The 24,123-nt window shown below is 41.4% G+C and carries 20 protein-coding genes and 2 rRNA genes; 14 read left to right on the forward strand and 8 right to left on the reverse strand.

All coding sequences use genetic code 11. The features are described from left to right. The 3 genes from IQ236_RS09475 (at window position 1) to IQ236_RS09485 (ending at window position 2,746) form a co-directional block, all read left to right on the forward strand. The gene (locus IQ236_RS09475; protein ID WP_190517864.1) at window positions 1–330 is read left to right on the forward strand and encodes an MgPME-cyclase complex family protein; all 330 of its coding nucleotides are present in this window, start codon (window positions 1–3) and stop codon (window positions 328–330) included. A gap of 342 nt (window positions 331–672) precedes the next feature. Continuing rightward, window positions 673–1,956 carry a site-specific DNA-methyltransferase gene (locus IQ236_RS09480; RefSeq protein WP_193869036.1) on the forward strand — a complete coding sequence of 428 codons (1,284 nt, stop codon included), beginning with the start codon at window positions 673–675 and terminating at the stop codon, window positions 1,954–1,956. 82 nt (window positions 1,957–2,038) lie between these two features. Continuing rightward, window positions 2,039–2,746, forward strand: a complete 708-nt coding sequence (locus tag IQ236_RS09485) for a hypothetical protein (protein ID WP_228041516.1) — start codon at window positions 2,039–2,041, stop codon at window positions 2,744–2,746. 84 nt (window positions 2,747–2,830) lie between these two features. Here IQ236_RS09485 and IQ236_RS09490 read toward each other — a convergent pair whose 3' ends face one another. Both IQ236_RS09490 and crtE read right to left on the reverse strand, forming a co-directional pair. Continuing rightward, complete coding sequence (locus tag IQ236_RS09490) at window positions 2,831–3,313, reverse strand: divergent PAP2 family protein (RefSeq protein WP_190517869.1); 483 nt, start codon at window positions 3,311–3,313, stop codon at window positions 2,831–2,833. Between the two features lie 19 nt (window positions 3,314–3,332). Next, window positions 3,333–4,259 (reverse strand): geranylgeranyl diphosphate synthase CrtE, encoded by a 927-nt coding sequence (gene crtE / locus IQ236_RS09495; RefSeq protein ID WP_193869037.1) that lies wholly within the window; start codon window positions 4,257–4,259, stop codon window positions 3,333–3,335. 262 nt (window positions 4,260–4,521) lie between these two features. Here crtE and IQ236_RS09500 point away from each other — a divergent pair, with 262 nt between their 5' ends. Then, window positions 4,522–5,577: an SGNH/GDSL hydrolase family protein gene (locus IQ236_RS09500; RefSeq protein WP_193869058.1), complete on the forward strand. Its 1,056-nt coding sequence runs from the start codon at window positions 4,522–4,524 to the stop codon at window positions 5,575–5,577. Here IQ236_RS09500 and IQ236_RS09505 read toward each other — a convergent pair. Next, a complete protein-coding gene (locus IQ236_RS09505) occupies window positions 5,567–6,325 on the reverse strand; it encodes an ABC transporter ATP-binding protein (protein ID WP_228041517.1) in 759 nt (252 codons plus the stop codon). The two genes, IQ236_RS09500 and IQ236_RS09505, sit on opposite strands and share 11 nt — an antisense overlap. Window positions 6,326–6,342: 17 nt before the next feature. Beyond that, the gene (locus tag IQ236_RS09510) at window positions 6,343–7,560 is read right to left on the reverse strand and encodes an ABC transporter permease (RefSeq protein ID WP_193869038.1); all 1,218 of its coding nucleotides are present in this window, start codon (window positions 7,558–7,560) and stop codon (window positions 6,343–6,345) included. Window positions 7,561–7,980: 420 nt separating this feature from the next. Between IQ236_RS09510 and IQ236_RS09515 the strand changes: the two genes are divergently transcribed. From IQ236_RS09515 to IQ236_RS09525, 3 genes are all read left to right on the forward strand, one after another. Next, entirely contained in the window at window positions 7,981–8,958 is a 978-nt protein-coding gene (locus IQ236_RS09515) for a pentapeptide repeat-containing protein (RefSeq protein ID WP_193869039.1), read from the forward strand. A gap of 248 nt (window positions 8,959–9,206) precedes the next feature. Further along, a complete protein-coding gene (locus IQ236_RS09520) occupies window positions 9,207–9,662 on the forward strand; it encodes a J domain-containing protein (RefSeq protein ID WP_407676148.1) in 456 nt (151 codons plus the stop codon). A 224-nt stretch (window positions 9,663–9,886) separates the two neighbouring features. Further along, entirely contained in the window at window positions 9,887–10,159 is a 273-nt protein-coding gene (locus tag IQ236_RS09525; RefSeq protein WP_193869041.1) for a DUF3143 domain-containing protein, read from the forward strand. Window positions 10,160–10,395: 236 nt separating this feature from the next. Here IQ236_RS09525 and IQ236_RS09530 read toward each other — a convergent pair whose 3' ends face one another. From IQ236_RS09530 to lysA, 3 genes are all read right to left on the reverse strand, one after another. After that, complete coding sequence (locus IQ236_RS09530; RefSeq protein WP_193869042.1) at window positions 10,396–11,145, reverse strand: isoprenyl transferase; 750 nt, start codon at window positions 11,143–11,145, stop codon at window positions 10,396–10,398. Then, window positions 11,142–12,041, reverse strand: coding sequence for a diadenylate cyclase CdaA (gene cdaA, locus IQ236_RS09535; protein WP_193869043.1), 900 nt, complete (start codon window positions 12,039–12,041; stop codon window positions 11,142–11,144). The genes IQ236_RS09530 and cdaA overlap by 4 nt, the downstream gene beginning before the upstream one ends. A gap of 116 nt (window positions 12,042–12,157) precedes the next feature. After that, on the reverse strand, window positions 12,158–13,546 hold the full coding sequence (gene lysA / locus IQ236_RS09540) for a diaminopimelate decarboxylase (protein WP_193869044.1): 1,389 nt from the start codon (window positions 13,544–13,546) through the stop codon (window positions 12,158–12,160). Window positions 13,547–13,725: 179 nt separating this feature from the next. Here lysA and IQ236_RS09545 point away from each other — a divergent pair, with 179 nt between their 5' ends. From IQ236_RS09545 to IQ236_RS09560, 4 genes are all read left to right on the forward strand, one after another. Beyond that, window positions 13,726–14,685 carry a DUF4365 domain-containing protein gene (locus IQ236_RS09545; RefSeq protein WP_193869045.1) on the forward strand — a complete coding sequence of 320 codons (960 nt, stop codon included), beginning with the start codon at window positions 13,726–13,728 and terminating at the stop codon, window positions 14,683–14,685. 213 nt (window positions 14,686–14,898) lie between these two features. Beyond that, window positions 14,899–15,498, forward strand: coding sequence for a ribosomal protein S18-alanine N-acetyltransferase (gene rimI / locus IQ236_RS09550; RefSeq protein ID WP_193869046.1), 600 nt, complete (start codon window positions 14,899–14,901; stop codon window positions 15,496–15,498). 603 nt (window positions 15,499–16,101) lie between these two features. Then, complete coding sequence (locus IQ236_RS09555; RefSeq protein WP_193869047.1) at window positions 16,102–18,579, forward strand: ATP-dependent Clp protease ATP-binding subunit; 2,478 nt, start codon at window positions 16,102–16,104, stop codon at window positions 18,577–18,579. 247 nt (window positions 18,580–18,826) lie between these two features. Beyond that, window positions 18,827–19,831 (forward strand): transposase, encoded by a 1,005-nt coding sequence (locus IQ236_RS09560; protein ID WP_193869048.1) that lies wholly within the window; start codon window positions 18,827–18,829, stop codon window positions 19,829–19,831. Between the two features lie 75 nt (window positions 19,832–19,906). On the opposite strand, the gene IQ236_RS09565 is transcribed toward IQ236_RS09560, so the two are convergent. Then, a complete protein-coding gene (locus IQ236_RS09565; protein ID WP_193869049.1) occupies window positions 19,907–20,437 on the reverse strand; it encodes an FxLYD domain-containing protein in 531 nt (176 codons plus the stop codon). Between the two features lie 297 nt (window positions 20,438–20,734). Here IQ236_RS09565 and rrf (IQ236_RS09570) point away from each other — a divergent pair. From rrf (IQ236_RS09570) to rrf (IQ236_RS09580), 3 genes are all read left to right on the forward strand, one after another. After that, window positions 20,735–20,851 (forward strand): 5S ribosomal RNA (rrf, locus tag IQ236_RS09570). A 264-nt stretch (window positions 20,852–21,115) separates the two neighbouring features. Further along, complete coding sequence (locus IQ236_RS09575) at window positions 21,116–23,470, forward strand: 5'-nucleotidase C-terminal domain-containing protein (RefSeq protein WP_193869050.1); 2,355 nt, start codon at window positions 21,116–21,118, stop codon at window positions 23,468–23,470. Between the two features lie 163 nt (window positions 23,471–23,633). Continuing rightward, window positions 23,634–23,750 (forward strand): 5S ribosomal RNA (gene rrf, locus IQ236_RS09580). The last annotated feature ends 373 nt before the right edge of the window (window positions 23,751–24,123 follow it).

A 24,123-nucleotide genomic window follows, 5' to 3' on the forward strand; every position in this document is an offset into this window, starting at 1 on the left:
ATGCAGACTTATTACTACGTTTTAGCCAGTCGCCAATTTTTGATTAAGGAAGAACCCTTAGAAGAAGTGTTACGGGAACGCACCCGCAACTATCAGGAAAATGAAAAGGCAATTGATTTTTGGTTAGTGGAGCAGCCTGCGTTTTTGGAAGCACCAGAAATGGCAGCCGTTAAAGAGAAATGTCCTCAACCTGCGGTCGCCATTGTTTCGACGAATAAACAAGTGGTGGTTTGGTTGAAATTGCGTTTAGAGTATGTTCTCACGGGAGAATTTCAAGCACCAACCGCTAGTATTCCCGATGCTTTGGCTTCTTTGGCAACGGCGTCTTAAAAATCTGGATTCAATAGTTGACCCTGATTAATAAAATGAAAGCTGTTGCTTCATTCTTTAAGATCTGACCCCTTGGAGAACAGTAGTTAAACTAAGCCAGAAAGATGACTCTCTGGCTAGTCTGATAAACCGGATGTCAACGTTTCCCTGCATCCGGCTCTTCAACTTTTGTAGAACAGGCATCTTGCCTGTTAATCAGTACATCAGTGATTTCCTGTTGAATAAAATGATCAGTAAAACAATGGTGATATTGAAAAATTAAAATAAGGTTTCCTATTGATATAACACAGGGTTAGCTAACAACTTTTAGCGGTGACACAGAAATAGTAGTGACTACAAAATATGAGTCAGAAGCAAAGATTAGAATTAACTTGGATTGGTAAAGAAATTCGCCCTAAGTTGGAGCCGCGAATTTTGCTGGAAGATCCAGATAAATCCTATCATGCGACTCATCGGATGAGTGAAAAGGAGAGTTTTGATAATCGCTTGATTTTTGGGGATAATTTGTTAGCTCTCAAGGCTTTAGAGTCAGAGTTTGCAGGAAAAGTTAAATGTGTTTTTATTGATCCGCCCTACAATACCGGATCAGCTTTTGAACATTATGATGATGGCGTAGAACATTCGATTTGGCTTGGCTTAATGCGCGATCGCTTAGAGATTATTCGCCATTTATTATCAGAGGATGGATCGCTGTGGATGACGATTGATGATCATGAAGCCCATTATTTGAAAGTGATATGTGATGAAATTTTTGGAAGACCTAATTTTATCTCAAATATTATATGGGAAAAAGCCGATAGTCCTAGGATGGATGCACATTTTTTTTCTACAAGACATGACCATATTTTAGTTTTTGCCAAAAACAAAACAAAGTTTGTCATTAATAAAATATCAGTGAATGAAGAAGGTTTAGCCAAACATTATGATAAAGTTGATGAAACCGGAAGACCTTATTATTTAAAACCTCTTAGAGCAATGGGAGGAGATGATTCAAGAAAAGCTAGACCGACCTTATTTTTTCCACTGACTGCACCAGACGCTTCTGATGTTTTTCCTATTAGAAAAGATGGCAGTGAGGGGAGATGGCGATGGAGTCAAGAGAGAACTGAATCTGATCAACATTTAATTGAGTGGATTAAAAGTAGAAAGGGTTGGTCTCCTTATTATCGTATTTATGGAGATGTTAAATCCTTTCGCCCGCCAGAAACGATTTGGAATCATACAGATGTGGGTAGTAATCGAACATCAAAAGCAGAAATACAAACTATATTTAATCACATTAAGGCATTTGATACTCCTAAACCAGAAAAATTAATTCAGCGTATTATTTCTTTAGCAACTAATCCTAATGATCTTGTTCTTGATTCCTTTGCAGGCTCAGGAACAACAGGTGCAGTCGCGCATAAAATGGGAAGACGTTGGATTATGATTGAACTGGGAGAACATTGCCATACCCATATTATTCCCCGACTTAAAAAAGTCATTGATGGCGAAGATCAAGGGGGAATTAGTAAAACAGTAAACTGGAAAGGAGGCGGTGGATTTCAATACTATCACCTTGTACCCTGTCTACTGGAAAAAGATAAATGGGGAAAGGAGAACATCCCGATGAACCGAGGGAAATAGTTATTCATATCAATATGTTAAACTAAAATAACTACAATAAAAGCCTGAGTAGAATTTACGGGCTTTAAACCTAATTAATGTTTTGGTAGACCTCCTGTTTATGCGTCAAAATGGTGTTCAAGGGTTGTCCACAATACTCGTTTTTAGTCTTCTAACGATCAGCAGTTGGACTCTAGCAACTCGAAGCAGTTTAGCTCAGGAAACGTGTGCAGCACCAAAACCGGGAGAATATCTGTTATTGATTGTCAGTAACACTTCTGAGGAACAGAAATTGGTGCAGCGCACGTTACCGAATGATATCAAGAGTGAAGTGTGTCGCTATTTGAGTAATTTAGTGACTAGGGTAGGGGGGTTTGATGATCAACTGGTGGCTGAAGATTGGGCGGCGTACCTGCAAGATAAAGTTAAGTTACCCGCTTATGTTGTTAAACAGGAGGCGACCCCGGTATCTCGTCCCAGTCCAAACTCAACTCCGGTTGTTCGAGAAACCCCTCCCTCCTCTGCCTCTAAGCCAGAATTAACGAGATATAATCCTCAACCTTTGGGGTCAGGTTATGCAGTTTTAGTAGATTATTTTAATCAACCCGAATTAGCCCTACAATTACGAACAGTTATTGGTGGAGATGTGGGTTTAGTTTCCTATGGTCAACGACCTTATTTATTAGTAGAATATACAACAAATTCTGACAAAGCAACAGCAACCTTAAAACAATTAAGTAGTCGTGGCTTTTGGTCAATGTTAGTCGATAGTAATCGGGTAACAGTAATTAGTCCTGCAATTAAACCTTAATTTTAGGAGGGAACACCGAACACCGAACACCGAACAGTAAAGATAAAGAGTGATAATGCCTAGAAAAGTTAGATGACAATGTTTCTACAGAGAGGCTTGGATAAAATGCAAAGGCCAATTTAATTCAGCAAACGAACCAATGACAATGCCTAATCCTAAACCGACAATCACTTGAAATGGGGTATGACCTAATAATTCAATTAATCTTTCTTCACTTAACTGTTTGTGTTCTTCAAACACTTCATCAATGATTTGATTTAAAATTCGTGCTTGTTTTCCCGCCGCTTGACGAACTCCAGCGGCATCATACATCACAATCACTGCAAAAACAACAGCAATGGCAAAATCAGGACTTCCCCATCCCATTGTTTTGCCTACTCCCGTTGCTAAAGCCCCGACAAAAGCGGAGTGGGAACTGGGCATTCCTCCCGTTGTCACTAACACCCGCAAATTAATTTTGCCATGTTGGACTAACTCAAATGCTAATTTAGACAGTTGAGCTAGAATACAGGCTAACAGGGCGACCCATAACACTTGGTTATCGAGGATTTGAGCAAAATCTTGCATAAACTAGAAAAAAATAGCTTTAGTGAGTGCGATTAGTGATAAAATCGGCGATCGCTAACAAGGGAATTGCCCGGTCTTCATAGTGAGATAATTCCGCTTTTGCGTCTGCAATTAACTGCTGGGCTTGACGTTTGGATTCTTCTATTCCCCATAAACTGGGATAGGTCACTTTTTGGGCGGTTAAATCCTTCCCGGCGGTTTTTCCGAGTTCCTCCTGAGTAGCGGTAATATCGAGAATATCATCGACAATCTGAAACGCCAAACCAATATTACGCGCATACCGAGATAAGCATTCAATATCGGTTTCACTTGCACCTGCTAAAATTGCGCCACAGACGACACAAGCTTCTAATAACGCCCCAGTTTTATGAGTATGAATATACGTCAGGGTTTCTTCGGAAACATCCGTTAATCCTTCCGAGTCTAAATCCACGACCTGTCCCCCCACTAAGCCTGCGGCTCCCACCGCCCGACCTAAACGGGCAATGACCTGTAACACTTGATTGGCAGGAACATTAGGAGTTTGGGTGGCAACAAATTCAAAGGAATAACTCAGTAAACCATCCCCGGCTAAAATGGCAATATCCTCTCCATAAACCTTATGATTGGTGAGTTTTCCCCGACGATAATCATCATTATCCATCGCGGGGAGATCATCATGAATCAAGGACATGGTATGAATCATTTCTAGCGCGCAAGCGGTCGGCATGGCCATCTCTATCGTCCCACCGACTAACTCACAAGTGGCGAGGCACAAAATCGGTCGCAGACGTTTTCCTCCAGCCAGCAAGGAATAACGCATCGCCTCATAGATTTTTTCAGGGTAGGTTAGAGGAAGAGACGCATCTAAAGCCTGTTCTACCAGGGTCTGCCGTTGGGTCAGATACGCCGATAAATCAAACTGAGAGTTCTCCAACGGCGAGTTAATTTCGCTTGCCAATACCATGATGCAGCTTTGTATAGGGGTGATGTTAACATGCATTTCACTCCTGGGGACTGAATTTTGCCCAAATTGCAGGAGCAAAGTCTTAACTTCACTATTTTACGAGTCTTGGGGTACAGAAGTGATCATGAATTTATCAACAGGGGACAAAGACAGGCAGAAAAGCCAAGACTGTCAAATCTTTGGATGTTTACCAAAATTTTACAATAGCGCTCCCTAAACTTTACAAAACCCCCGTGATATTACGGAGGAAGCAGGGCATAGAATGTTAGTTAAACATGAAACCGGGCTATCTGAGGTGCAGGCTACCATGATGAATATTTCTACTGCTAGTTGTTTCTTCGCTCTTTCCGTTGGCGGAAGTATTGCATTTACAATTACGGGAATCAATACTGCACAAGCCGCTACATTTAGCAGTATTAACATTTTTGGGGATAGTTTGAGTGATCCGGGTAATATTTATAATCTGACGGGTGGCGCATTTCCTCCAGCACCCTATTATGACCAAGGGCGTTTCTCTAATGGTGACATTTGGACAGACTATTTAGCAGAGGATTTAGGACTTAACCCAGGAAGTCCCTCAAGTCAATGGGTTAACTATGCCTTTGGTGGCGCAACGACAGGAACTGAAAATATTGCTTATATCTTTAATCCTGCATTGACTGGACTACCTGGTGTACAAACTCAAGTCCTATATGCACAACAAAATAAACCCGCAGATCCCAATGGTTTGTATATTATTTGGGCCGGAGGAAATGATTATACTTATGCGGGTAGTGACAATACCGAAGAAGTTGTTAATAATTTATCTTGGTCAATCAATACTTTATATAGTGTGGGTGCAAGAAATTTCTTAATTGGCAATTTACCCGATTTAAGTAAATCTCCTTTAGGAAGTAGTAATCCAGGTGATTTACAACAGACAGTTAAAGATCATAATGCTTTACTAAAAACAAAAATTAAAGAATTAAATAAATCATTATTTAATTCTAATATTGCCCTATTTGATGTTAATAACTTGTTTGAAGATGTTATCAAAAAACCCTCTAAATACGGATTGACAAATGTTACTGATCGTTGTTTGCCACCCATAGACCCCCAAGTTCCAACAGTTCCATGTACTAATCCTAATGAATACTTATTCTGGGATGATTTACACCCGACAACGGCAGGTCACAAATTGATAGCGGATGCTGCTTATGCAACTATTGAAAAAGAATTTGGCTCTAAGTCTGTTCCTGAACCCAGTACCGTATTGGCTTTAACTGGATTAGGGTTAGGATTACTTTTGAAAACAAAAAAAATCGGAGTTAAAAAATAGCACTGTGTAAATCATTGGGCTTAAGATGGGAATGAATTACTTCCCCATCTTTAAACCAAACAATGCGACGAGTTTGACGGGCAACATCGGGTTCATGAGTCACCATTACAACGGTCATTCCACTGGCGTTTAATTCTGTAAAAATATCCATAACTTCTTGAGTCGTTTGAGAATCTAACGCTCCAGTGGGTTCATCTGCTAATAATAACACCGGACGATTCACAATTGCACGAGCGATGGCGACCCGTTGTTGTTGACCCCCTGAGAGTTGATTGGGTTTATTATTTAATCGATTTTCTAACCCCACTCGAATTAACGCTTCCCGGGCTCGTTCTCGACGTTCTGCGGCGGGAATTCCTGCATACATCATCGGTAAAATCACATTATCTAAGGCACTCAATTGGGGTAAAAGATGGAATTGCTGGAAAACAAATCCTAATTTAATATTTCTAATTTTGGCTAAATTATTTTCCGACATTTTCGCCACATTTACCCCATCCAAATAATAGGAACCTGTGGAGGGACGATCTAAACAACCAATGATATTCATTGCTGTTGATTTTCCCGAACCCGATGCCCCCATAATAGAACAATATTCTCCTTGTTCTACCGTTAAAGTTACCCCTTTTAACGCCTGAACTTGAATATCACCCATGCCATAAACTTTGGTAACATTTTCTAAATGAATAATAACAGGTTTGGGTTGTAAATTTTGATTTTCGGGTTGGGTGGAAATTGATGTTTTCATAATTTAATATTGACAACTTAAACACTTCTTAAAGCAACAATAGGGTCAAGTTGAGCCGCTTGTTTGGCGGGAACAACACCAAAAAATAATCCAATTCCCCCAGAGATGCTAACGGCTGTTACAATGGCAACGGTAGAAATTCCGGCTTCTAAAGGAGTTAATGCACCCACTAATAAAATGCCACCTACCCCAATCAACGTTCCAATTAAACCCCCGGCGGCGGATAAAATGACAGATTCAATCATAAACTGAATTAAAATATCAGATTGGGTGGCTCCGATGGCTTTTCTTAAACCAATTTCTTGGGTTCTTTCCGTCACCGAAACCAGCATAATATTCATAATTCCAATCCCACCCACTAATAAAGAAATGGCGGCGGTTGCTGCTAACAAAATGGTTAAAGCTCCAGCAATACTTCCCAAAATATTCATTAAATCTTTTTGGTTACGAACGGTAAAATCATCTTCATCAATGACTTTATGACGTAACCGCAGTAAATTTTCAATTTGGAATTGAGCCGCAGCCATATTATCTTGGTCATCAATGGCAATGGAAATAAACGTCACTTGAGTTCCATAAGGTGATTTATTCCCCACAATTCGATTCGCCATTGTAGTTAAAGGTACAAAGGCATTCATATCTTCATTACTGCCAAAACTTGAGCCTTTGGGCTGCATGACTCCCACCACTTGTAAGCTCATATTTCGCAGTCGAACGGATTGACCAATGGGGTCTTCATTGCCAAATAATTGTTGAGCTAATTCCGATCCTAACGCCACAACTTGTTCATTTCGTTTTAAGTCTAAATCCGTAATAAATCGACCTTTAGCAATATCAAAATTCCGTACTGATAAATATTCTGGTGTTGTACCTATGACAGACGCGGAAGCATTGTTACTGCGATAAGTCATTAATTCACTACCATTCAAAGACGGAGCCACTTGTTCAACAGATGGCACTTGTTCGGCGATCGCTCTTGCATCTTCTAAGACTAAATTTTGGGGGGGAAATACCGGACGACGTTGAGATTCTGGACTTCCGGGTAACACAAATAAAACATTTGGCCCCAAGGAATTTACTTGATTATTGACAAATTTCTGAGCCCCTTCTCCAATACCAATCATGGCAATAACAGAGGCATTCCCAATAATAATTCCTAACATGGTTAAACTACTTCGCATTTTATTGGCTAATAGCGTTGTAGTCGCCATTTTGATACTCTCTAGGAAATTCATAATCTGGTTGTCAGGGGTTGGGTGTTAGGTATTGAGAAATGGTGTGTGCGTTTGTCACTGACGCACCCAACATTCCAAGAGGGTTTAACCTTATTATGATTATATTATAGCTGATATAGAATCAAGTTTCATCTTCTATTAAAAAAAATTTGAAAATTCTTAAATTTTGATAGGGCGTTTTAAAATGAGTGAAGATAATGTTATATTAAAAAAAAACACAAACCAGAAACAAAGGACAGTCAACCGGGTAAACACCCTCAACATTATCAAAGAAAAGCTTGGTGTTTCTTGCTAAAACCGAGAAGAGCTTCTCTTTCCTCAACTATCACTCCTAATCTTGCTCGGTATGATAACAATGAATTCTCCTATATTAAGGATTGATAAAATCCAATCTAATTCAAAAATAATGGAGTTTTAGCCATGAATGACAAACAGATTCAAGAAGAGGCAAAAAGCTATATTAAAACCCTTTTTAATGCCAACACAGATCATTTATTAGAATTAGCGAAACTCATCGGAATTGACCTGACAAAAGATTTAGTGGGTATTGATTTAAAGGGTCTTAATTTGGCAAAAACTGACTTAAGAAATGTTAACCTAAGTCAAGCCAACTTAAGTCGCGTTAACCTAACTGAAGCCAACCTGAGTCAAGCCAACTTAAGCCAAGGGAATTTAAGCGGTGTTAACTTAATGGGAGCCAACCTAGAAAACGCGAATTTAAGTGGAGCCAACCTCAGTAATTCTAATCTAATTCGCACGAATTTAAAAGCAGCAAACCTCAGAGAAGCCGACTTGAGTGAAGCCTATCTCAGCTACACGAATTTGAGTGGCGCAGACCTAAGTAAAGCTTACCTCAGTGGAGTCTATTTAGGAAATGCCAATTTAATCGAAACTGACCTGAATCAAGTTTATTTAAGTCAAGCCAACTTAAAAGGAGTCAACCTCAGTGGACTTAATCTCAGTGAAGCTTATTTGATGGGAGCAAATCTCAGTGAAGCTGATTTAAGTTATGCGAATTTAAGTGGAGCCAACCTCAGTCGAGCCAACTTAAATAAAACAAATTTGATGGGAGCAAACTTAAGCGAAACTAACTTGATGGGAGCGAATTTAAGTGAAGCCAACTTAACAAAAACAAATTTAGTTGCAAGTAATATTAGCCGAGCCAACTTAACGAGAGCAAACTTGTTTCAAGCCGATTTAAGTTTGGCTAATTTGTGTTTTGCCTCTCTAAATCTCGCTAATTTAAGCCTTACGAACTTGAGTGAAGCTATCGTTAAAAAGGCTCAATTTAGATCAAATTTAGGGATTTCAGGAGCAGCCAAGGATGATCTCATTAGTAGGGGTGCAATCTTTGATGATTATATTGGCAATAGCTTAAATACTTTCAACCCTCAATAAGAGTTGTAATTTTCTATCTGATCATGCTATTTGTATAGGCGTTCCCGATAATTCCTCTACCAATTTTGTGATTTTCTGTCTCCTGTCTTCTACATCCCATATAATAAAAGAACTGTTTATGTGATGTCGAGTAGATAGCCGTGACTTCCCCAGGAACTTCATCCCAACAGCAACCCCAACCCGAAAACCATCCCGCCCTCAATTCTAGCTATTACACGCTCTTAGGGGTTCATCCTAGTGCTACCCCCATAGAAATTCGACGCGCCTATCGGGAATTGAGTAAACTTTACCATCCTGATACAACCACATTATCAAAAGCGATCGCAACGGCCAAATTTCAAACCCTCAACGAAGCTTACGCCACCTTAAGCAACCCCCAACGACGTCAATCTTATGATCTCACAATTGGTTATTCTCGATATCATGTGATTCAGGTTCCAACTAATTTTAATCAACCCTTATCTAAAACCCATCCTTATCCTAAATCTTCTGCTTATTTAGACCCAACAGACCGCCCCCTTTCCGCCGGAGAGATTTTTGCATTATTTCTGATGGGACTGAGTTTAATAGGGTGTTTATTCTTAGCAATTTTTATCGGTTTAATTCGTTCTGGTGGCATCATTCAACCCATTCAACCTCCAGGGTTTTTAATTTATTTTAACCTGAATTTATCCTTGATTATGAATTTATTTTTAATTCATTAAATCAAAAAATCAGATCCATAATTTATTTTTTGTAATTTTAATTGATAAAAGATCCTATATCATTACCCCAACATAATAATTAATTGACAGATTTCTGTTCCAGGTAGGGGCGAGGTTGCCTCGCCCTGACAATCAATTTAGAATCAAAACAGTTGTACAATTGATTTAGGCTTACGATATAATTAATAATTAGTAGTAGTAATTGGCTCTCCTATCTTTCATTTATGACTTTACCCAGTTCCGATACACCCTTATATAATCATCCCTTACCTGATATTGAAGACTGGTTACGTTCTCATGGGAGCGAACAAAATAGTAAAGAGCTTCATTATTGGCACATTAAAAAACCCCATTGGACAGCAGATTTGTGGTTAGATGTTGACCAAATTACCGTGCGTTATATTGGTGCAGCAACCAACGGTCAAGATATTCAACGTTCCTTTAAGTATTCCCTATCTCGCAGAGATCTCGAATCAGCTATTTTTGCTGGCCCATAATCAGTTATCAGTTATCAGTTATCAGTTATCAGTTATCGATGAGTATTTGTTGTCGATTAAGCATAAGTTAATTACGGTAATCATTAATAACTGCTGACGCAATAGTAATCCCTCATTCAAGTATTTTTAAGAAGTGCAAAAATAATTTTTCCTCTGTCGTCACCAATCTCTCCAAAACTTCTGCAACCCAACTAACCTCTCAACTGATAACTTATAACTGATAACTGATAACTGATTTAAACTTTACCGAACCGACGTTCCCGTTTTTGATAGGAAGACAACGCCAGATGCAATTCTGTATGATCAAAATCCGGCCAAAGGGTATTAGTGACATAAATTTCTGCATAGGCAAGTTGCCATAATAAAAAATTACTAATTCGTAATTCTCCACTGGTGCGAATTAACAAATCTGGGTGAGACATTCCCGCCGTATATAAATGTTGTTCAAACACTGTTTCATCAATATCTTCTGGGAGAATTAACCCTTGTTTTACTTGATTTGCAATCTTTCGACAAGCGCTTAAAATTTCTTGTCGTCCGCCATAATTAGTTGCTATTGTAAATAAAATACCCTTATTATTTTTCGTTTCCTCCATTGAATATTCTATTTTTTTCTGTAGAGACTGAGGAAGTGCCGTTAAATTTCCCACAAACTGAATTCGCACTTCCTCTTCCATCATTTCCCGAAGTTCTCGCATTAAAACCCGCTCAAACAACGCCATCAAAAAATCCACTTCTTCTAACGGACGACCCCAATTTTCAGTCGAAAACGCATAAGCCGTTAGGGCTTGCACACCCCAATCTCGACAACAACGTAAGGCTTCTTTGAGGGCATCCACTCCTCGACGATGGCCCATAGTTCGCGGTAAACCCCGACGTTTCGCCCAACGACCATTGCCATCCATAATCACAGCAATATGTTTGGGCAAACGGCTTTGGTCTAAATCTGCGGGTAATTCATATATAACCCTTGTTTTAGCACTCATTTTTTCTCCCGAGAAGCTTTGGAACGAGGACGGAATAGGCCAGACACAAAAGCCCTTCCTTGGGAACCAATGCGGTTTCCCCAATGGGTAATCGAAATTGAAGCCGCAGTTCGGTCATCATTGGATGTCCAAGACCGAGCTTCTAATAGCTCTTTCAGTTTACTGCTAGTTAAGGGTCGATTGAGGACTCCTTTCTCCGCCAAAGAAATTGAGCCTGTTTCTTCTGACACTACAATACACATACATTTTGCCACTCGTTCCGTAATTCCCATGGCGGCTCGATGACGAGTTCCTAATTGTCGAGAGGCCATCCGTTCCGATAAGGGTAAAATCACTCCTGCGGCTGCAATTCGAGAGGCTCGAATTAACACCGCCCCATCATGGAGCAAGGTTTTGGGTTGAAAAATGGTTTGTAACAGTTCCCTGGAAACTTCTGCATTCAGTTTAACCCCCGGAACCGAAAAATCCCGTTCATCAATGGGGCTGGCTGTTTCAATAATAATTAATGCACCTGTGCGGTTTTGGGAAAGTTCTTTAACCGCTTCTACAATTTGATCAATTACCCCATCGGGTTCGGGAATCACACGGCGACCTTGACCAAACAGTTGCGAAACTTCTCCCCGACCCAATTGTTCTAAGAATTGGCGGAATTCCGACTGTAACATAACTGCCATCGCTACGGCTGACCCTGTAACTAAACTATTAAGGGCAATATACAATAACCTTAAATTAGCCCAGTTACTCAGAGCCGTTGCCAACATCAGAATAATAAACCCTCGCACCATCCATAGAGTACGGCGTTCTCCAATGATGACCAACACCACATAAGCGACGGCAAAAACTAATCCAATATCAAGACTTTGAATCAACCAGGGAGGAATTCCTTGCTTTGTCATGAATAGGCGCCGTATTCATCGAAAATGATGATCAAATTTTAGAGTTAAATTGTTAGCGGTTAACGGTTGACTCTTGATTGTTAAAGTATCAACCGTCAATCGTCAACTGTTAATCGTTAAGGGTTGAGTGTCAACCGTTCTGGAAGTCGATCTTTACTGATTAAATCTTGGTAAGATTCTCGTTCAATAATGATATTAGCATCGCCATTATTAACTAAAACCGCCGCAGGTTTAGCCAGTCGGTTATAGTTCGATGCCATACTATAATTGTAGGCTCCGGTTGCCATGACCACGAGAATATCCCCAGATTCAACTTTGGGCAGTTGAGCATCCTTAATTAAAATATCCCCAGATTCACAATGTTTTCCTGCCAGGGTGACTGGTTCAGTCATGGGTGCAGACATTTGATTTGCCAATACCACTCGGTACAAGGACTGATAGGTAATGGGACGGGGATTATCGGACATACCGCCATCTACAGCAATATATGTCCGAATTCCAGGGACTTGTTTTTGAGAACCAACGGTATAAGCTGTAACGCAAGCAGACCCAATGATTGACCGTCCGGGTTCACATAATAATCTCGGTAGGGGATATTGTTTTTGTTCACAGGCTTTGATCACGGATTCAGTAACAATTTTTACCCAATCTTCAATACTAGGGGGATCGTCTGACTCCGTATAGCAAATTCCTAAACCCCCACCAATATTAACTTCTGAGATACTTAAACCATATTGATTAGCTTTAGTCAATGTATCAATAATAACAGCCCCTAAATCTTCGTGGGGTTGTAATTCAAAAATTTGTGAACCAATATGAGCATGAACTCCAATACAAACTAAACCCGGTTGTTGACTGATAAATTGAAACACTTCATCCAATTGACCGGGATCAAAACCAAATTTACTATCTAAATGTCCGGTACGAATATATTCATGGGTATGACATTCAATTCCTGGGGTAAACCGAATCATAACCCGAATTGGATGATCAACAATCGATTGTTGACTCAGTTGAGTCAGAATGTTTAAATCTGACCAATTATCCGCAACAACGGTACACCCGCTTTCAATGGCTAATTGAATTTCTTCTAAGGATTTATTATTACCATGTAAGTAAGTTTTCTCTGGGGGAACTCCTGCTTGTAAAGCTGTATAAAGTTCGCCTCCTGAAACCACATCAATGCCTAATCCTTCAGAAGCCACAATTGCACAAATCGCTAAACAATTCCAGGCTTTGGAGGCATACAAAACTAAAGATTCACCCGGATAATGACGTTTGAAGGCATCCCGGTATTGTTGACAAGCACTTCGTAGGGTGGTTTCATCGACAATATAAAGGGGTGTGCCAAATTGTTCAACTAAAGCGGTAACATCACAACCGCCAATTTCTAAGTGATCTTGGGGATTGACTTTCGCCGTCAGAGGAAGTAGATGTTGATTAGGCGATCGCGTTTCAGTGGCATCCGTTGATGCAGATAGGTATTGCAGTCCAGAATTTTGCACAGGAAATACTATATTAACACTTCTATGGATCTGATTTTACCGTAAAGTTGTCCCCCTTACCAGTTGCAGAGAAGAAGAATAGCGATCAGCAATGATTTTATAGTAAAATTGTAATACTAATAATATAGTTAAGGAATTTTTTTATATAAGTTATTGGCTAATGAATTGGGAGAAAATCATTGACTCGTAAATTAGACTCATCTCACAAGGAAAAGTTAGGTGTTGCTGAAGTTATTAGAATATGCGCTAAAGCACGGACTATATTTAGACCTACTTCTGTTGATGATGTAGGAATTGATGGTTTTATAGAGCTTGTTGAAGATGGGGAAGCTACTGGAGTAATGGCAGGTGTTCAAATTAAAAGTGGTTGTTCTTTCATTGACAAGAGTGGAAACAAATTTACATTCAAAGCAGATCAAGATCATTTTGCTTACTGGGCTAGATGTAGCTTTCCTGTAATTGGTATTGTTTTTAGTCCTGATTATGAGAAAGCCATCTGGCTTGATCTCACTGGCTACTCAACCGATACAAGAATAGTTAATGGCCCTTATTCACTAATTGTTAACTATTCAGATAAAACAGCATTCACACCTGATAATATAACTTCACAGATACAGCCAACTATTTTTAAGTATATCTCCCAAAGACGAACCCTTTCGCAACTTCGAGAATTAGTTCAACCCAAAAACAAAAAAGCCAAACTTTATGTACCTAATATTGAAATAGGTGGTAACAAAGAACAGACATGGTACGAGCTAATAGAAGTTTTTCTTAGCTTAAGTAGTACAGATGCAGATATTGCAGATGCAGGTTACAGACTTTCATGGTATTTCCCAAGAGTTTCTGAAAAGCTTAAGCAAGCAGTAAAAGATAAAATTGCTCAAATTGATGACTTTTCACTGACACGTATTTTTCTTGTCCTTTACCAGCTTAATCAAAATAATGCAGAATCACAAGCAGAACTTATAATTGATTTACTTCGTTATATTCCTGACATAACTAATCGTATAGAATCTTTGCTTGTAACGCCCCCGATATATGTAGGAGAGGCTATTCAGACTATTGAAGTGATTCAAAACCAGTACAGAGAAGATCTCTGGAAACTCTTTAGTACAGATGAAATTGATAAAATCTGTTAATAATCCTCAGCAATCTCACACTTATTTCCTAACTTCTGTTGATAGCTTTTTGATTGATGGCGATGGATGATCGCAAATTAGTTAAAATTAAAATTAATACTGATAACGCTTATAGCCCTGAAGATTTTACAAGGCTATACGATTGTTACCCGTCCTTTAGTTTAATCATAAGTTAATCTAGTATATAAGCTGAATTAGAAGATATTAGTTTAAATGGGAAAACAATATTTAGAATTACAACTTTTAACCGATGATCAACTTTCTGCTGTTGTCGAACTCGATCAACGCTGTTTAGGCGGACTTTGGACAATAGATGGGTATCAACGAGAAATTGATAGCCCTAATAGTGATTTAATGATTTGGAAACAAGTTAATGAAACCGAAAATTCACAACCGATCGTAGAAGATTTCAAATTGCCTAAAATAGAATTAAAAAATCCAGTAAGTTCGGGTAATGAAATTATAGGAATTGGGTGTTTATGGGCAATCTTAGAAGAAGCACATATCACAATTTTAGCGATTGATCCAGACTATCAGGGAAAAGGGTTAGGTGAAGCGTTATTATTTCAATTATTAGTATCCGCTTGGAAACGAAAACTCGAACGGGCTACCCTAGAAGTTAAAGTTTCTAATCAACGGGCAATTAATTTATATCAGAAATTTGGTTTTAAAGAAGCCGGACGTCGTAAAGGTTATTATCAAGATACCGGAGAAGATGCTTTAATTCTTTGGCGAGGGGATCTTCATCGTCCCCATTTTCCCCAAGTTCTCCATCAGTGGTATCAAGAGATTGGTTTGAGGTTAACAGGTTAATAGGTTAACAGGTTAATAGGTTAACAGGTTAATAGGTTGACAGGTTAACAGGTTAACAGGTTAACAGGTTAACAGGTTAACAGGTTAACAGGCAAGATGCCTGTTCCACAGTTCTCAGAGCATTGTGCTAGAATCCATCAGTAAAATCGAAAGTGATCCCGTTAGCTGCAACACAGTTGAGGCTTGCAGAGAGACAACCTCTATACAGAATCAAAATTCTATTTAGAGTAAGCTGTCTCTATTCAAGTCTTGATCCCTATCCTGATCTTGGCTTTTCCAGAGGAGGAATAGGGATTTGGACTCGCCCTTGAGTCAGTTGTTGTGTCTAACCTGATAAAAAACGCTCAGATCGCAGGAAATATCCTGCAAAATCAATTTTATAGTAATCTCTAGGGTAAGTTGTAGGTCAATTCCAAGTTGGGCAAATATTCCCAGTTGAAGGAGATACACAACAACGCCAACCTAGAATCTCACGACCGCGAGAAATTAAAGTGCCAAAATGAACCCTTTCATTTTTTAGCCAACTTTTTAATTTTTCGGAAGTTATTAAGTCTCACGCTAAAATTAGCGTAACGGGTAAGCAGCAGGTGATGGGAATTAGCCATGTTTGAACGCTTCACAGAAAAAGCCATTAAAGTCATCATGTTAGCCCAGGAGGAAGCACGTCGCCTGGGGCATAACTTCGTGGGAACCGAACAGATCCTCCTGGGTCTGATCGGGGAAGGCACAGGTGTTGCTGCCAAAGTCCTAAAATCAATGGGAGTCAATCTCAAAGATGCCCGGATCGAGGTAGAAAAAATCATTGGTCGAGGTTCGGGGTTTGTCGCCGTCGAAATTCCCTTTACCCCTCGCGCCAAACGAGTGCTGGAACTGTCCCTGGAAGAAGCACGCCAATTGGGGCATAACTATATTGGCACCGAACACCTTCTCCTCGGTCTGATCCGGGAAGGGGAAGGTGTGGCGGCTAGAGTCTTAGAAAACCTTGGGGTTGACCTCTCGAAAGTCCGTACTCAAGTGATTCGGATGTTGGGTGAAACGGCTGAAGTTGCCGCCGGAGGCAGTAACAGCCGCACCAAGACCCCAACTTTAGATGAGTTTGGATCAAATTTAACCCAAATGGCCTCCGAAGGCAAACTCGATCCGGTGGTCGGTCGCCAAAAAGAAATTGAACGGGTGATCCAAATTCTCGGTCGGCGGACGAAAAATAACCCGGTGTTAATTGGGGAACCCGGCGTCGGTAAAACCGCTATTGCTGAAGGGTTAGCCCAACGCATTGCCACGAATGATATTCCCGATATTTTAGAAGAAAAACGGGTTGTCACCTTAGATATTGGTCTGTTGGTGGCTGGAACCAAATATCGGGGGGAATTTGAAGAACGTCTGAAAAAAATCATGGATGAGATCCGCTCTGCGGGTAATGTCATCCTGGTCATTGATGAAGTTCATACTTTAATTGGCGCAGGTGCAGCAGAAGGGGCTATTGATGCGGCGAATATTCTCAAACCCGCCCTAGCCAGAGGTGAGTTACAGTGCATCGGGGCGACGACCTTAGATGAATATCGTAAACACATTGAACGAGATGCGGCTTTAGAACGTCGGTTCCAACCGGTGATGGTGGGTGAACCGTCCGTTGCTGAAACGATAGAAATTCTCTATGGGTTGCGCGAACGCTATGAGCAACACCATAAACTGAAAATTTCCGATGAAGCCTTAGAAGCTGCTGCGAAGCTCTCGGATCGGTATATTAGCGATCGCTATTTACCGGATAAAGCCATTGACTTAGTTGATGAAGCGGGTTCACGGGTGCGCTTAATCAATTCTCAACTGCCTCCAGCAGCGAAGGAATTAGATAAGGAATTGCGCCAAGTCCTGAAGGAAAAAGACGAGGCGGTACGTTCCCAAGACTTTGATCGGGCGGGAGAATTGCGCGATCGGGAAATGGAAATTAAATCGCAAATTCGTTCCATTAGCCAAACGAAAAAATCCGAAACCACCCGCACTGAAGACGATAGCCCTATTGTCACCGAAGAAGACATCGCCCAAATTGTCGCCAGTTGGACAGGGGTTCCGGTAAACAAACTCACCGAGTCCGAGTCCGAGAAACTGCTGAATATGGAAGGAACCCTGCACCAACGGTTAATTGGTCAGGATGAAGCCGTTAAAGCCGTGTCTCGTGCCATTCGTCGTGCCCGTGTGGGTCTGAAGAACCCCAACCGACCGATCGCCAGCTTTATCTTCTCTGGGCCTACAGGGGTGGGTAAAACCGAATTAACCAAGGCGTTAGCGTCCTATTTCTTCGGGTCAGAAGAAGCGATGATCCGCTTGGATATGTCCGAATATATGGAACGTCACACCGTTTCTAAGTTAATTGGATCGCCTCCAGGTTATGTGGGATACAACGAAGGCGGACAACTAACGGAAGCGGTGCGTCGGCGTCCCTATACGGTGGTGCTGTTTGATGAAATTGAAAAAGCACACCCCGACGTCTTCAATATGTTGCTGCAAATCTTAGAAGATGGTCGTTTGACCGATGCTAAAGGTCGGACGGTGGACTTCAAGAATACCTTGATCATCATGACGTCTAATATTGGATCGAAGGTGATCGAAAAAGGTGGCGGTGGTTTAGGCTTCGAGTTCTCGGAAAACGAAAACGATGCTCAATATAACCGTATTCGCAACTTAGTGAATGAAGAACTCAAACAATACTTCCGTCCTGAGTTCCTCAACCGTTTGGATGAAATTATTGTCTTCCGTCAGTTGAATAAGGAAGAAGTCAAGGAAATTGCCGTGATCATGTTAAAAGAAGTCTTCGGACGCTTGGTCGAAAAAGGCATTACCTTGGAAGTGACGGACAAGTTCAAAGAACGGTTAGTAGAAGAAGGCTACAACCCCAGTTATGGGGCGCGTCCTCTGCGTCGAGCCATTATGCGGTTACTCGAAGATAGTTTAGCAGAAGAAATTCTGTCTGGACGGATCAAAGAAGGGGATACTGCGGTGGTTGATGTGGATGAAAACGGTCAAGTGGTGGTGTTCCAAAGTCCTGCTGACCGGGAATTGTTACCTCAAGGCGCTGAGTCTTAATTTGGTTTAATTCTATCTTTTCTTAAACCCCTCGACCTTATGGTGAGGGGCTTTTTAATCCTTTTTTTGTCACTTCAGGTAGTTACAGACAACCCTTCTCAAATTATAAAGCCAAGATCGGAGCTTGAAAACGAGCGCGTCTTCAGACCTGAGAGTGTCAATAAACAGATGGTAAGGTGATATATTTTTTAATTCATAGCAACCTATGTTAAGTTGAAGAAACCAAGTTGAAAGGATGTAGACAATTATGAACAAACCAATGCTTTCTATCATTGTTCCCATGCGAGGGGGGGTTCCAGAAGTCTGGTTGAGAGAACTGCTTAAAGTTGAAGGGAGTGTCGAATTTATTCTTGTTTATCCTCCTGGAGTTTCCACACTTTCAATCAACGATTCTCGTTTACTTATTATTACAAATCCTTTAAAAGGGGAACTGATTCAAAGAATAACAGCACTTTTGAACGCTACAGGAACCTATGTTTTATCGATTAATTGTGATGAGTATCTTCACCCCAATATTGTCAAAATTACAGAAGAATATTTTGAGAGGTTTCCAGATAGTTATTACTTTAGACTTCAACAAGCTGGTTTTGCCTTTGGCGATCCTGCTATAACTCAGGAATGGAAGCCATTACCAAAAATCGAAGATGTTAAGGTCAGAATTACTCGCAAACATAATCAAGAACCCAAAAAGGATGAGCCTAATTATTCTGAAGCCGAAATAAAATCTATGATGAGGGATATTCCCATAGCACCTTTAGACAACAAGTTTGATTTTTTAGTATTGCTAAGAGGTCGAAGAGATCATCATGGTGCTCATCATGAAAACTTTGATAAAAAGGTATGGAAAAATCAGATAGTTCAGGAAGCCCTGAAGGATGTTGTCACAACTTTTCAGCTATTAGGCCCTTTAAAATATATTCCGTTTTGGACTGCTGATCGCTTGTTAGGGCTGTACATCCAAGCTAAGTTTTTTGAAAAGGGTAAAATTATGGGTCACTGGCTGCCAATACCAGAACAATTAAGAACTGAAGGTAATCCTCCCGAATATGCTATGAATAACAGGCGTTACGGTTTGGCTGAAGTTTTACTTTTAAAACATTACCCTAATTACGGATACTTCTGGAACTTAGTTTTGTCAAAAAACACTCTTTTCTCTTTGTTTTTGCCTGTCGATACAATTAAAATTTTTGCTAATTTTATCATAAAACTTAGAAACCGGGTTTTGCCCGTCTTGAAGCGGGAGCAGATCTGAATTTACAAGTTATTAAACCTCCGGGAGTGGGATATATAAGCCCGTTTATTTTAGGTTGAAAATAACAAACCAATGTTATTTTAATAACGGATAAACTTCTTGAGGATTTAATTGCCTCCGGCATATTTCTCGCCGTTCTAAATTATTAGCATAACATTGGTTAACAGCAATTTCCCCATGATCAGGAGATACTAAACTTTCAATAAGTATGACTTCCAATGGACTATTGACCACACGACCAAATATTCCCGTTTCTCCCGGTTTAAGTTCTGTGGGATTAACGGTTGCTTCTCCGGCTTCTAATGGGACTAATTGATCATTCTGTTGTTGATATTCTCGATAGTTAACTTTCAGCGATCGCATTGAAGTTGTACTATTATTTTTAACCTTTCCCTCAATCGAATAACGAATTAATGTTCCTTCTCCAACTCGCACTAATTTAACATCACTCACAGTGAATCCTGAATTTTGAGTTACGATTACAGAGGCAGAATGTTGAGATGAGTTGGAAGTAGGAGAAAGAGAAGGATTTGAAATGGCTTTTAAGGCGGGAATTAAGCCAGAAACAATCACAAATGCTAAAGCCCAAGGTAAATCAATTGGCATAATCAAATCTCCTCAATTAGAATATTATTCTAATCAATCCGGCTCTGTTGCTACAATTTTGTCATATAAGGATTGAAAACCAAACCAACCCCCATAATCATGGCCAATTTAACTCAACGTTAAACTAGCCGTTTCAGGCTTTAAGGTTGTAGCTCAGGTTGAGGCTAGAAAAAAAATTTTGAAAAAGGGGTTGACATTCATCGAGAAAGGGAGTAGATTAGTAAATTGTGAGAGGAAAACAAGCGAAACGCAAAACCGCTAACGCCTCAATCATCACCGAAAAGTTTGTAAAGCTTTCCTGGTGCCTATGGCTCAGTGGAACCACTCCGATCCATCTCGAACTCGGCTGTGAAACGCTGATACGGCGAAGATACTTGGCGGGTAGCCGCCTGGAAAAATAGCTCGGTGCCAGGTTAATATCCAACTAAAGCCTTCTTCCAGTGATAAATCGGAAGGAGGCTTTAGTCTTTTAACACTTTCAGAAACAAGGTTTCTTTCAAGATCTATAGCGCTTTAGGAGATAAGTCCTCTACTCCGGTTAAAGAATCCTGCCTGAGCAAGTCATTTTTTTGATTAAAAAATCTCAGTGACTTTAGCCCTGAGAGCGTCAAAACAGCTAAACCTCAAGATGGATCTGGTATGGTGAATATCACCACCCTATGACTGCCAGTTTAAATAATGACTTTTACTCTCCAAATTCTACATACATCCGACCAAGAAGCAGGCATTGAATCCCTAGATGATGCCCCCCGTTTTTCCAGTGTCATCAACGCCCTGCGTTCTCAATTTCCTGAACAAACCCTGGCTCTAACTTCAGGAGATTTATACATTCCCGGCCCGTTTTTTTTCGCCAGTAGCGATCCAGCCTTCCGCGCAATCATCAGTAAAGAAGGTGCAGGACGTGGCGATATTGCATTTGCCAATGCTATGTTCTTTGACGCCGCCACCTTCGGCAGCCATGAATTCGGCCTCGGTACGGGTATCCTCGCCTCTTTGATTCCCGCAGACCCTACTGTAGCAGGAACCTATACCTTTCCCGGTGTCACATTTCCCTTCCTGAGTGCTAACCTCGACTTCAGCACCGACAGTAATTTAGCAAAATTTGTCGTTCCTGACGGACAGCCCCCCCAACCCAACAGCATTGCCAAAAGCACGGTGATTGACGTGCAAGGGCAACCCATCGGGATTGTTGGGGCTACAACTCCTCTGCTGGGCAACCTTTCGTCTCCTGGCGATGTGGGTATATCCCCCTCAGACCCTAACGATATCGATGCTCTGGCGGCCACCATTCAACCTTCGATTGATGCCCTCACCGCCCAGGGCGTTAACAAAATTGTTCTGTTGTCTCACATGAGAGACCTGGGTATTGACCAGGAACTTGCCTCTCGCCTGCGGGATGTAGATGTAATTGTGGCGGGGGGATCGGGCGATATCTTAGCGGATGCTACTGACCGCCTACGAGTCGGAGATACCTCTGGAGGTCTCTACCCAATCCTCACAACCTCCGCCACCGGGCAACCCGTTGCCATTGTCAATACCAAGGGCAACTATAAGTATGTGGGGCGCTTGGTTGCCGACTTCGACGATAATGGGGTTCTAATTCCCTCAAGCATTGACCCCAATATTAGTGGAGCCTTTGCTACGGACGAAACTGGGGTGATCGAAACCGGTAACGCCGACCCGCACCCTCTAGTGTTACCCGGCATAAATTTTGCCAAAAAGGTAATTACCCCAAAAGACGGGAATATCTTTGGTCGCAGCGAGGTCTTTCTCAACGGCGATACTAGCGATGTCCGCACCCAAGAAACCAACCTAGGTAATCTCGGCGCGGATGCTAATTTGTTTGCCGCTCGTCAAGTCGATCCCAGTGTGGTGATCTCAATTAAAAATGGGGGAAGTATCCGCTACTCCATCGGGGCTATTAGTAGCGAGGGTGAAAAAATCCCACCGCCCGCTAATTCCCTTGCCAAGAAGGAAGCGGGACAAGTTTCCCAACTCGATATTGAAAACGTGATGCGATTCAATAATGAGTTAACGGTGCTGACTCTAACAGCCTCGCAACTGCAACAAGTGATCGAGCATGGTTTGGCGAAAACAGCGACCGGAGCAACTCCGGGTCAGTTCCCACAAGTTGGGGGGATGGCGTTTAGCTTCGATCCTGCTTTGCCCGTAGGACAGCGCCTGCGTTCTCTCTCGCTACGAGATGAATCGGGCAGTGTTACGGATATTGTGGTAGAAAATGGTCAGTTAGTCGGCGACCCGAACCGCTCTTTCCGTACTGTCACTCTGAAATTCTTGGCAGAGGGAGGCGATGGCTATCCTTTCCCAGACTTTGCCGCGACCTCTAACCCGGTCAGCCTCGCAGCGACAGGCTCAGATTCGGCTTTTACTACCCCAGGTCGGGAGCAAAAGGCAGTGGCGGATTATCTGACGGCGATTGGCTCGTTCAATGAGGCGGATGTGCCAGCAGCCGAAGACGAGCGCATTCAAAACTTGACTGTTCGCAGCGATACGGCTCTCGCCTCGGAGTTTTTTAACTTGAATGATGACGATAATGTGTTTACAGTGGCGTCAGGATTGCTGGCGGGACGGTTGGGTGGTTTGCGATCGCTCGATGGGAATGATATCATAACGGGTTCGGCTGAGGCTGATCTGATCAATGGCAATCGCAACGATGATCAGATTTCGGGTCTAGGGGGTGACGATACTGTTTTTGGAGGTGCGGGAAATGATGTTCTTAATGGCGACGCAGGTAACGATATCCTTTTCGGAGATTTAGGTAATGACACCTTAACGGGTAATTCCGGTAGTGATACTTTCGTTTTGCGCTCTGGTGGTGGTGGCGATGTGGTGACTGACTTTGAGAATGGGGTTGATGTCTTGGGATTGCCAGAAGGTTTAACTTTCGCGCAACTCTCGATGACTCAAGGGGCGACAGGAACGTTAATCTCCTTTGGTGAAGAGGTTCTTGTCTCCCTTAATGGCGTTTCAACTAGCTTAGTTACGCCGGAGAGTTTCAAAGCGATCGCATAGCAAGGCGTTTCATATTTTAACGTGAGTTCGATCAAAAATTTTTTTTGAAACAGGGGTTGACATTCATCGAGAAACAGAGTACATTAGTAAATTGTGAGAGGGAAACAAGCGAAACGCAAAATTGCTAACGCCTCAATCATCACCTAAAAGTTTGTAAAGCTTTCCTGGTGTCTATGGCTCAGTGGAACCACTCCGATCCATCTCGAACTCGGCTGTGAAACGCTGATACGGCGAAGATACTTGGCGGGTAGCCGCCTGGAAAAATAGCTCGGTGCCAGGTTAATATCAAACAAAAGTCTGCTTCCAGTGATAAATCGGAAGCAGACTTTTGTATTTTAGCATCCCCAGAAACCGGGTTTCTTTCAAGATTTAGGATAGGAAATCAGGGTTTATACAGAAACCCGGTTTCTTTTACCCCTTTTACCCTATCCAGAAACCGGGTTTCTTTCAAGATTTGGGATAGGAAATCAGGGTTTATACAGAAACCCGGTTTCTTTTACCCCTTTTACCCTATCCAGAAACCGGGTTTCTTTCAAGATTTGGGATAAGAAATCAGGGTTTATACAGAAACCCGGTTTCTTTTACCCCCTTTACCCTATCCAGAAACCGGGTTTCTTTCAAGATTTGGGATAAGAAATCAGGGTTTATACAGA

The organism is Planktothrix mougeotii LEGE 06226, from assembly GCF_015207485.1.
In the GTDB taxonomy this organism is placed as follows: Bacteria; Cyanobacteriota; Cyanobacteriia; order Cyanobacteriales; family Microcoleaceae; genus Planktothrix.

Coding starts and splice junctions, on each gene's coding strand:
- IQ236_RS09475 (WP_190517864.1), top strand. CDS start 1: ATGCAGACTTATTACTACGTTTTAGCCAGTCGCCAATTTTTGATTAAG.
- IQ236_RS09480 (WP_193869036.1), top strand. CDS start 673: ATGAGTCAGAAGCAAAGATTAGAATTAACTTGGATTGGTAAAGAAATT.
- IQ236_RS09490 (WP_190517869.1), bottom strand. CDS start 3,313: ATGCAAGATTTTGCTCAAATCCTCGATAACCAAGTGTTATGGGTCGCC.
- crtE (WP_193869037.1), bottom strand. CDS start 4,259: ATGGTATTGGCAAGCGAAATTAACTCGCCGTTGGAGAACTCTCAGTTT.
- IQ236_RS09500 (WP_193869058.1), top strand. CDS start 4,522: ATGTTAGTTAAACATGAAACCGGGCTATCTGAGGTGCAGGCTACCATG.
- IQ236_RS09505 (WP_228041517.1), bottom strand. CDS start 6,325: ATGAAAACATCAATTTCCACCCAACCCGAAAATCAAAATTTACAACCC.
- IQ236_RS09510 (WP_193869038.1), bottom strand. CDS start 7,560: ATGAATTTCCTAGAGAGTATCAAAATGGCGACTACAACGCTATTAGCC.
- IQ236_RS09515 (WP_193869039.1), top strand. CDS start 7,981: ATGAATGACAAACAGATTCAAGAAGAGGCAAAAAGCTATATTAAAACC.
- IQ236_RS09525 (WP_193869041.1), top strand. CDS start 9,887: ATGACTTTACCCAGTTCCGATACACCCTTATATAATCATCCCTTACCT.
- IQ236_RS09530 (WP_193869042.1), bottom strand. CDS start 11,145: ATGAGTGCTAAAACAAGGGTTATATATGAATTACCCGCAGATTTAGAC.
- cdaA (WP_193869043.1), bottom strand. CDS start 12,041: ATGACAAAGCAAGGAATTCCTCCCTGGTTGATTCAAAGTCTTGATATT.
- rimI (WP_193869046.1), top strand. CDS start 14,899: ATGGGAAAACAATATTTAGAATTACAACTTTTAACCGATGATCAACTT.
- IQ236_RS09555 (WP_193869047.1), top strand. CDS start 16,102: ATGTTTGAACGCTTCACAGAAAAAGCCATTAAAGTCATCATGTTAGCC.
- IQ236_RS09560 (WP_193869048.1), top strand. CDS start 18,827: ATGAACAAACCAATGCTTTCTATCATTGTTCCCATGCGAGGGGGGGTT.
- IQ236_RS09565 (WP_193869049.1), bottom strand. CDS start 20,437: ATGCCAATTGATTTACCTTGGGCTTTAGCATTTGTGATTGTTTCTGGC.
- IQ236_RS09575 (WP_193869050.1), top strand. CDS start 21,116: ATGACTTTTACTCTCCAAATTCTACATACATCCGACCAAGAAGCAGGC.